We start from the raw sequence: 6,631 nt of genomic DNA, 5'->3' as shown, positions 1-6,631 counted from the left end.
GGATGCTGCGAGAACACCTCCGACACCACGGTAGCCCCCAGGGTCGATCGGCGTGCGAGTCACGAAACCCGGGAGCACCTAGGCAGGCAACAGTCTTACTATCCGTGTGGAACACGACACCGGCGATGGCCTGGCGGCCGCCGCGGACCGCGATCGCCATCTCGATCGCCGCGCAGGCCAGGTCCGCGTCCGGGTGCCGGGAGGTGGCGGCGCCGAGCAGCCGCCGCGAGTACAGGTCGATCACCGTCGCGAAGTACAGCTTCCCGGCGGCGGTCGGGATCTCAGTGATATCCCCGACCCACTTGGTGTTCGCCGCGGACGCCGTGAAGTCGCGCCGGATCAGGTCGGGGAACTTCGGTGCCGTCTTGTCCTGCCGCGTCAACCCGTTGCGGCGCTTGATCTTCGCGCGACCAGACCCTGCCGACGCATCGAGTCCGCGACCGTCTTCTCGGTCACCGTCCAACCCGCCTCGCGCAGGTCGACGTACAGCCGGGGCGACCCGTGCAAGCTCCGGTGCTCCTCAAACTCGACCTGGACGGCGGCATCCACCTCGGCCCGCCGCTGCTCGGTCTTGGTGGGCTGCCGGTCCCGCCACTTGTAGAAGCCACGACACCGACAGGCCCAGGATCAGGCAGGTGAACGCGACGGGCACCCGGTCCAAGGTCCTCTGGTCGGCCACGAAGCGTGCCACGCTCACTTCGTCGCCTCCTTCACCCACAGGACCACGGAGCGCTTGAGGACATCGCGCTCCATCCGCAGCTCGGCGTTCTCCGCCCGCAGCCGCGTCAGCTCGGCGACATCCCCGGTGGACAGGCCCCGGGTGCCTTCCCTGGCCTGCTTGTCGAGGTTGACCCAGTTGCCGAGCGTGCCCTCGTTCACACCCAGGCCACCAGCGACCTGCGCGATCGGCTTGCCGGACTCGGCGACGATCCGGACCGCGCCCTCCCGGAACTCCCTGTCGAACTACCGTCACTTCTCTGCCATGGCATCTCCTTATAGCCGATACCTCCACGATCCGGGGGGAACCTCAAGACCTGTGGATTGGTGCAGATGTGGCGAGTTGGTCGCCTCCCTTCTGGTCGTTGTCGCGTTCGACGCGGATGCCGTTTTTGAAGGTGGCGCCGGCGCGGACGAGGGCGACCAGGTGGGGGGCGTTGACGGCGCGCCAGTGGCGTTGCGCGGACTCGATGAGCTTGAACGCCATGGCGATGCCGGCGGCGCGGGAGCCGGGGCCTTTGGCGATCCGTTGGCGGAGCCGAACGGTGGCGAAGGTCGACTCGATCGGGTTGATGGTGCGTAGGTGGATCCAGTGCTCGGCCGGTAGTCATAGAACGCGAGCAGCACCTCGAGGTCGTCGGTGATCTTCGCGGCGGCCTTGGGCCACTTGAGCCCGTAGTCGACGGCGAACCGTTTCGCGGCGTGCTCGGCGTGGTCCTTGTCCGCGGTGTTCCAGATCTCCGCCAATGTCTTCTTTGCCCCGGGTGCGCTGACTTCGGCAGCGCGGCAAGGACATTCGCGATCTTGTGGAACCAGCACCGCTGGGCCTTCGTGGCAGGGAAGACGTCACGCACCGCAGCCCAGAATCCGATGGTGGTGGCGAGCCGCGTGGTCTCGGGGAGGTCCGCTTGCGCGGCGTCCCGATAGAACTCGTACAGCCGGTGCCGGATCCGGTGCTCGTCGGTCTCGGCGAGCAGCAGTCGGAGACGTTCCTTGCCGATCTGGTTCCCTGTCACTACCTCCTGATCGAGGCACTGCAGAAGATCGGTCACAACTACGGCGATGACCTGCACGTCGAGCTGCCCACCGGTTCGGCGCGCTGGACCAGCCTGGTTTAGGTCGCGCGCGACCTCTCCCAGCGACTGGTAGGGATCTTCGCGCCCGACCCGGTGAACGGGCGCCGGGTCGCCATGGGTGGTGACGACGTCATGGCCGACGACACCCCTGGCTGGACCTCATCCCGTTCGACGAGCACGTCGACGGCAACACCGGCGCCGGTCTCGGCGCGAGTCACCAGACCGGCTGGACCGCGACCGTGGCCAAGCTCGTGCACCAACTCGAGCGCACCGACAGGGCTGGCGTGGCCCGCTGAGTGCAGACGCCACCCTGGCCTCACGCCGCATCGGTGGCGGTGCGGGCGAGCGTCGCGCCCTGGGCAAAACGACGCGCCACGGCCAGCGTCCACGGGCTGCCCCGGTGCGGCAGCCTGTCTCGGAATCCTCTGTTGAGCCTGTCTCAGATTGGCCGGAGCGGGCCGGGCCCGTCTCAGAGTCGATCAGCGCTGACATTGTTCGCCACGATCCGTTCGGTGGCCGGCGCGAGTGAATCCAAGACTTGGCCGGGATTGCGAGACGTGGTGAGACTCTGGCGGGTCGTCCTGTCGACTCCGAGACTCGGACTACTCCTGCTTCTACACTGGCGAGATGCGCAGCCTCGCTGCACTCCAGGCGTCCCAACGGGTCCGATTCTGCCGCTCTGCTGACGCGACGAGGATCGCGTATGCCGTGCACGGCGACGGTCCGCCGCTCCTACTGGATGCCTGCTGGCTCAGCCATCTCGAGTACGACTGGCAGAGCCCGGTGTGGCGGCACTATCTCGTCGAGCTGGGCCGTGTCGCGACCGTCGTGCGCTTCGATGAGCGTGGCCACGGCATGTCGGATCGTGACGTCACCGACTTCACCCTCGATCGACGCATCGAGGATCTCGAAGCCGTTGCCGACCATGCCGGACTCGGCCGGTTTGCGCTCATGGCGATGGCGCAGGGCGGTCCGGTCGCCCTCCATTACGCTCACCGCCACCCCGAGCGGGTGACCAGACTCGTCTGCGCGAGCACCTATGCCGCGGCGTCACAGCACGTCACCGACGACGACCGGGCCCTCGAGGATGCCTTCTAGGCGATGATCCGGGCCGGGTGGGATCGCCAGGATCCGCTCTTCCGGCGCGTCTTCACCTCGATGATGATCCCGGGCGCGACCGAGGAGCAGATGGCCTGGCTCGACGAGTTGCACCAGCGATCGACCTCCGCGAGAACGGCATACGAATCCCGTGTGGAGCGAGGCAAGGCGGACGCCACCGGCGTCCTCCCCGACCTCGCCCTGCCGACGCTCGTCATCCACTCACGGGAGGAGCGGATGAATGACTGCGCCCACGGCCGCACACTCGCCGCCACCATCCCCAACGCCCGCCTCGTGCCGCTCGACAGTCGCAATCACATCCTCCTCCAGGACGAGCCGGCTTGGCCGATCTTCGTCCGGGAGATCACCGCCTTCCTCGCCGAGGATCGGCTGGAAACCGTTGGGGCCGTGGGGATCGAGACGCTGACGCAGCGTGAGCGCGAGGTCCTCGCCGGAGTCGCACAAGGTCTCGACAACCAAGCCGTCGCCGCCGCGCTCAACCTCAGCGTCCGGACCATCGAGCGCCACCTGCAACGCATCTACGGCAAACTCGGCCTGGCCGGTCCGTCCGCCCGCGCTGGCGCCGTCGCACGGGTTCTCGGCGCCCGCACATCTGGCGGCGCTCCGACACAGTCGCCCTCCTGATCCGCATCGCATTGGGTAGCGGCGCGCTTCCGCCCGCGCGTGCCGATTTCTACTCTCGATGAGGTGACCGGCAACCCGGCCGGAGCGGGGACCCATTAGGGGAAGACCATGAGCAAGGCAGCCATCAGTCTGTGCACCGGCCTCGAGGACCCGGAGAAGGTCACTGTCGCCTTCCTCGTCGCCGTCGGGGCGGCCGAGTCGGGGCGGGAGACGATGATGTTCCTCACCAAGGAGGCAGTCCGGCTCGCCATCCCGGGCGTGGCGCGCGCAGTCGCCTGCGAGGGTTGTCCTCCCCTCGCCCAACTCGTCGAGCGGTATGCCGCAGCCGGTGGTGAGTCGATCGCCTGCGGTGTCTGCGTGGACGCCAAGGCCATGGACGCGGACGCCTTCGCGCCCAATGTGCGCAAGGCGGGCTCGGTCCAGTTGTGGGAGTGGATCGGCGACGACGCCGCGACGACGTTCAGCTACTGAGTCGGCAGATTGTCGTGTTCATTTCAACGCGTCCGACACGGGACAGCGAAGCCGCTTTCGCGGCGTACGTCGACAGCCAACGTGATGCCTGGGGCTTCGTGCCCGACTACACCGGCTGCTTCGCCGCGCGGCCCGACGTCGCCACTGCGTGGATCGCGCTCGCATCGGCGGTGCGAACGACCATGGAGCGGCGCCGATTCGAGCTGGTCACCATCGCTTCCGCTCGGGCACGTGGCTCGGCGTATTGCACAGCTGCCCACGCGAAGTTGCTCATCGACGCCTGCCGCGACGAGCCGACACTTCGAGAGCTCGCAACGGATCCCGGCGGTGGACAGCTCACGCCCGTGGACGCCGCTGTGTACCGATTTGCGGCCAAGGTCGCGACTGCTCCCGCGTCCGTAGAGCAGGGGGATGTCGACGACTTGCGAGCCCTCGACCTGGTGGACTCGGAGATTGCCGAGGTCGTGTATGCCGTGGGCGTACGCCTGTTCTTCGCGACCGTTCTCGACGCGCTGGGTGCCCGGGTCGACCCCGAGATCGCGGCGGCGTTCGAGGAGGACCTTCTCGCTTTCGTTCGCGTTCTGCCGCAGGTAGCTGAAACGGGATCCTGACCTAGCCATGCAGCCTCCCGCGCGCCGCGGGTGGCCGTCGAATGCTGGTCGGGTTGGGGCGGCGCTATCGCTACGTGCGCTACGACCCCCGAGGTTGCGGCCTGTCGGACCGTCGCGCTGCCGTCGCCGCCGACCTCGACCCGGGGCCGACGGCCTACGCCGACTACGCCGCCACGCGAGACCGGCTCACTCTTCCGATCCTTACTCTAGGCGACGAGGTGGCGGCCATGAACTGGGGCGAGGCGAGGAACGGATCTCGACCCTCCTGCGCGAGCTGAACGTCGCGATGGAGTGAGGAAGTGCGTGAGATCGAGGGATGGCAGTCACCGGTGCATTGAAAGGGGAGCCCGCAGAGATCACGCGGACGGGAGGGCGCGATGTCGCGCCGCTCGGCTCGGCGCGCCGGGAGGACTGGGAGGGGAGGGACGAAGCGTTCAGGGCTGGGGCGTGATCTCGCTCTCGGTGACCCACTTGTGGTTGGTCATCGTCATTCCGTGAGCTTTGTAGTCGACGACGCAGACGGTCTCGTCGGTGGAGGAGACGACTGTGGCCTTCGCGCCCTTCATACCCGGCATGTGATCTGCGAGCAAGGTGACCTCGGCGCCGTCCGGCAAGCGCTGAGCGCCGGCGTCCTTCATCTCCTCCTGGACGACCCAGCGGTGGTCCTTGACGGGATCTGCGCCATCGGTCGGGGTGTAGTCGACGGCGTAGGTGTAGGTGTCGTAGGCACCGACGATCGTCGCGGTCGCGCCAGCCATCCCGTCCACATGATCGGCCGTCAGCACCACAGTGGACCCCCTGGGGTACGCGGGGTCGGCGGCACGCTTCATCCCGGCCGGCACGGGGCCGCCGTCGGCGGGATGTTCCATCCCGCCGTGGCCACTGGTCATTGCTGAGCTGTGCTGCGAAGCATGCTCGGAGCCGGTGGAGCACGCGGCCAGGGCAAGCGCCGCACCGACAAGGGTCGCCCCGGCTACGACCTGGGCGCGCTTCGTCGCCGACGCAGTCGGCCTCGCCTTGCCTGGGGAGGCGGATCTTGGCGAGGGCGCAGCCGCCCGCCGAACGGCGACATCCTGGACCTGGTCATCGGCCCCGCCCGTGCTCACGCAGCACCTGAAGGTGAGTCGGCCGAGGTCGTCTGTGTTGGTCGACATGCGTCCTAGCTCCTTGGATGGACTCCGATTGCCTTCTCGCCAATATACCCCCCATGGGTATCCCTGATGGAGGCCACCGCGCGATCGCGCGTCAGCCTGGCGGTCCGATGGCCAACGCAGATGCAACTCCTTGACCAAGCACTTCCATTTTGAAAGTATGGTGCGCATGAGCCTCTTCATCACGTGTCCAGTCGCGAACGTCGACCGAGCGACCGCCTTCTACACCGCCTTGGGTTGGACACTGAACCCGGAGATGTCGGATCACAATGTCTCCTGCTTCGCCATCGCCGCGGAGCAATACGTCATGCTCGGGAGCCGGGAGATGTATGCCAGTGTGGGCGGCACCGAGGACCTCATCGGCGGGCCCGACACCCCCTCGAAGGTCACGGTCTCCTTTGACCTGGACAGCCGCGAGGCGGTCGACGAACTCATCGAGCGGGCGCGCGCCGCGGGCGGACGGATCGGTGACACCGACGACTATCCGTTCATGTACCAGCGCCAATTCGACGACCTCGACGGCTACCACTACTCGCCGTACTGGATGAAGTCGGAGCCCGACCCGGCACGGTGACTGAGCTCGCAACAGCCCTCGAGATCGTCGGCCCGCGGTGGGCTCTGCTCATCGTCGAGCGACTTCTCGAGGGTCCGCAACGCTATGGCGACCTGCAACGCGACCTGGGCTTGGGGACGAATATGCTCGCCGTTCGTCTCCGCGAACTCGAGGCAGCAGGAGTTCTCTATCGATTGCCCTTGCGTCACAACACGAGGGCCTACGCCTTGACCGAGCGCGGGTTCGCCTTGCGCCAGCCGATCGAGGCTCTCGCGCGTTGGGCAGCCGAGCAGCCCGGCACCGCAGGCG

At 67.5% G+C, this 6,631-nt stretch carries 9 protein-coding genes and 3 pseudogenes; 7 read left to right on the top strand and 5 right to left on the bottom strand.

The window, feature by feature from the left end:
* From ABD209_RS01285 to ABD209_RS01275, 4 genes and pseudogenes are all read right to left on the bottom strand, one after another.
* Window positions 1–382, bottom strand: a 382-nt coding sequence (locus ABD209_RS01285; protein ID WP_344060967.1) for a DDE-type integrase/transposase/recombinase, incomplete at its 3' end; no start/stop codon positions are given.
* Complete coding sequence (locus tag ABD209_RS19710; RefSeq protein WP_425564522.1) at window positions 379–549, bottom strand: helix-turn-helix domain-containing protein; 171 nt, start codon at window positions 547–549, stop codon at window positions 379–381. The genes ABD209_RS19710 and ABD209_RS01285, both read right to left, overlap by 4 nt.
* A 144-nt stretch (window positions 550–693) precedes the next feature.
* Window positions 694–951: pseudogene (locus ABD209_RS01280) on the bottom strand (transposase); the annotation flags it as partial.
* 76 nt (window positions 952–1,027) lie between these two features.
* Window positions 1,028–1,589 (bottom strand): annotated as a pseudogene (locus tag ABD209_RS01275) (transposase); the annotation flags it as partial.
* A 36-nt stretch (window positions 1,590–1,625) separates the two neighbouring features.
* Between ABD209_RS01275 and ABD209_RS01270 the strand changes: the two are divergent.
* The 5 genes from ABD209_RS01270 (at window position 1,626) to ABD209_RS01250 (ending at window position 4,618) form a co-directional block, all read left to right on the top strand.
* Entirely contained in the window at window positions 1,626–1,835 is a 210-nt protein-coding gene (locus tag ABD209_RS01270) for a hypothetical protein (protein WP_344060988.1), read from the top strand.
* A 585-nt stretch (window positions 1,836–2,420) separates the two neighbouring features.
* Window positions 2,421–2,891, top strand: a complete 471-nt coding sequence (locus ABD209_RS01265; RefSeq protein WP_344060964.1) for an alpha/beta fold hydrolase — start codon at window positions 2,421–2,423, stop codon at window positions 2,889–2,891.
* 3 nt (window positions 2,892–2,894) lie between these two features.
* Window positions 2,895–3,536, top strand: coding sequence for a LuxR C-terminal-related transcriptional regulator (locus ABD209_RS01260; RefSeq protein WP_344060961.1), 642 nt, complete (start codon window positions 2,895–2,897; stop codon window positions 3,534–3,536).
* A 108-nt stretch (window positions 3,537–3,644) separates the two neighbouring features.
* Window positions 3,645–4,007: a DsrE family protein gene (locus ABD209_RS01255; protein ID WP_344060958.1), complete on the top strand. Its 363-nt coding sequence runs from the start codon at window positions 3,645–3,647 to the stop codon at window positions 4,005–4,007.
* Window positions 4,008–4,105: 98 nt separating this feature from the next.
* A complete protein-coding gene (locus ABD209_RS01250; protein WP_344060955.1) occupies window positions 4,106–4,618 on the top strand; it encodes a carboxymuconolactone decarboxylase family protein in 513 nt (170 codons plus the stop codon).
* 434 nt (window positions 4,619–5,052) lie between these two features.
* Here ABD209_RS01250 and ABD209_RS01245 read toward each other — a convergent pair whose 3' ends face one another.
* Complete coding sequence (locus ABD209_RS01245; protein ID WP_344060985.1) at window positions 5,053–5,559, bottom strand: YdhK family protein; 507 nt, start codon at window positions 5,557–5,559, stop codon at window positions 5,053–5,055.
* Window positions 5,560–5,938: 379 nt separating this feature from the next.
* On the opposite strand from ABD209_RS01245, the gene ABD209_RS01240 reads away from it, so the two are divergent.
* Window positions 5,939–6,343 (top strand): VOC family protein, encoded by a 405-nt coding sequence (locus tag ABD209_RS01240; protein WP_344060952.1) that lies wholly within the window; start codon window positions 5,939–5,941, stop codon window positions 6,341–6,343.
* Window positions 6,340–6,618 (top strand): annotated as a pseudogene (locus ABD209_RS01235) (winged helix-turn-helix transcriptional regulator); the annotation flags it as partial. The gene ABD209_RS01240 and the pseudogene ABD209_RS01235, both read left to right, overlap by 4 nt.
* Window positions 6,619–6,631: the final 13 nt, after the last annotated feature.

The organism is Nostocoides vanveenii (assembly GCF_039531165.1).
In the GTDB taxonomy this organism is placed as follows: domain Bacteria; phylum Actinomycetota; class Actinomycetes; order Actinomycetales; family Dermatophilaceae; genus Nostocoides_A; species Nostocoides_A vanveenii.
The sequence above is the reverse complement of the archived record's forward strand: the minus strand, read 5'-3'. Positions and strand labels throughout refer to the sequence as shown.